Origin of the sequence: Campylobacter sp. W0014 (assembly GCF_020135975.1) — a bacterium.
Classification (GTDB): Bacteria; Campylobacterota; Campylobacteria; order Campylobacterales; family Campylobacteraceae; genus Campylobacter_D.
Genome location: NZ_JACHTR010000059.1, coordinates 1 through 2,082, shown reverse-complemented (window position 1 = coordinate 2,082; position 2,082 = coordinate 1). Strand labels below are relative to the sequence as shown.

The 2,082-nt window shown below is 26.6% G+C and carries 1 protein-coding gene and 1 pseudogene; both read left to right on the top strand.

Annotation, left to right across the window (positions count from 1 at the left end; translation table 11 throughout):
* The first annotated feature begins 11 nt into the window (after positions 1–11).
* Positions 12–1,868, top strand: a complete 1,857-nt coding sequence (locus H2277_RS08865) for a motility associated factor glycosyltransferase family protein (RefSeq protein ID WP_337201946.1) — start codon at positions 12–14, stop codon at positions 1,866–1,868.
* A gap of 15 nt (positions 1,869–1,883) precedes the next feature.
* Positions 1,884–2,082: pseudogene (locus H2277_RS08860) on the top strand (DUF115 domain-containing protein); the annotation flags it as partial.

Below are 2,082 nucleotides of genomic sequence, written 5' to 3'. Positions count from 1 at the left end.
AAAGCTAAATTATGAATAAAGAACTTTTTTTAAAAAATACTCAAGCGCTTTTTGAAGTGGATCAAATTCTAGCTTACAAACTAAGAGCTTTGCAAAAATTTGAAAATTTCCAAACCAAGATCAATGAAGATGGTATTAATTTTGCAAACAATTTTGAAGAAATTTATGAAAATCCTAAAAAAGACTTTATAGAAAATTTAAATCTTTATAAAAATCAATACTTTAAATATCCAGTTTTATTTTTTTATGGTTTTGGAAATGGCAAACTTTACAAAGCCTTATGTGAAAATAAAAATCATAAACACATCATTATTTTTGAAGATGAACTTGAAATTTTAGCCTTAGCTTTTTATTTTACTGATTTTACTAAAGAATTAAGAAGTGAAAAACTCATAATCTTTCATACTCCAAGCATCACTACTGCACAACTTGTTACTCTTTTTATGTATGAAAGTATTCAAAAAAGTGTTAAAATTTTCAATCTTTTTATTCATAGTGATTTTTACCTTAAATTTTACGCCCAGCAAATACAAAATCTAAATCAAATTTTAATCGAAAATATTCGCTTTATTGTTTTAGCCAAAGGAAACGATCCGCATGATTCCATTGTAGGAATTAAACAGGTATTAAACAATCTTCCTAAACTTTTAAGTCATGGAGTTTTTCAAGATTTTTTAAAAGAAAGAAAAGCGAAAGTAAAAAATGCCATCATCGTTTCAACAGGTCCTAGTCTTATTAAGCAATTACCCTTACTAAAAGAATATGCCAATAAAGCTACTATTATAGCAGCAGATTCTTCTTATCCTATCTTAGCAAAGTATAATATCAAGCCTGATTATGTTTTATCTTTAGAAAGAGTTCCAGAAACTTCTGAATTTTTTAATAATAATTTTAAAGATTTTGATCAAGACATTTTATTTATCATCGCTTCCTTAACTCATGAAAATACAATCAAATATTTAAACCAAAATCAAAAAAACTACATGCTCGTTCATCGCCCTTTACATTTTGCTTCATCTTTAAACCTTAAAGAATTTGGTTACATAGGAGTTGGAGCAAGTGTTGCGAATATGGCTTATGAATTAGCTGCTGGCCTAAGACATGAAAATATCATTTTAATAGGACAAGATCTAGCTTATGCTGAAGATGGAAGCTCTCATCCAAAAGAACATATCTATGGAAATGAAGAGGAGAAAATACGCGGAGAAGTTTATACCCTTGCTTACGGTGGGAAAAAACAAGTTAGAACGCAACTGACTTGGAATTTATTTCGCCAAGCCTTTGAAAAAGATATTTTCTGGGCAAAAGAAAAACTACAGATTAATACCTACAATTGCACCGAAGGTGGAGCTAGGATAGAGGGAACCATAGAAAAACCTTTTAAAGAAGTTTGTGAAAATTTTCTTAAAGAAGATTTAAAAAAGCCTTTTGACTTACCTAAAAATTTGGAAATAAATGAAATAAAAAATAAATTTTTACAAACTCAAAAACTTCTTGCTAAAAACGTCAAACAAAGTGAAGAATTTATCAAAAAATGTAACAATGAACTTAAAAAACTAAATTTTGAGCTCAATAAATTAGAACTTAATTTATCAACTTTAGAAAAAATCAAAAAAAATCTTTTGAAATTCTTTAGTGAATTTAAAAAATTAAAATTATTTAATGAGCTTACACAAGCTATATATTATCACAATGAATGCGAAATTTTACGTTATGAAGTTTTAAATGAAATTGATCAAAAAGAAAAAATGAAAGAATTTTTAACCAATCAAAAAGCATGGTGGTTACAAGCTTTAGAATACTTAAACACCCAAAATAAAGCTATTGGCGAGTCTTTAGAAAAATACAAAAATGACGATATTTCGTAAATAAATGGAGGATTTATGAAATTTAATAAAAATCAAACTATGCTTTTTAATAAAAACTTAAATTCACTAAACAATCTTATTTTAAAAGAAAAACTCAAAGAATTAACAATCGCTCATTATGAACTTATCTTAGGAAAAGATAGTTTAGATATCAATCTTAAAGATAAAAGAAATAGTACTTTTCTTTATAAAGATGCTATAAAAGAATTAGATG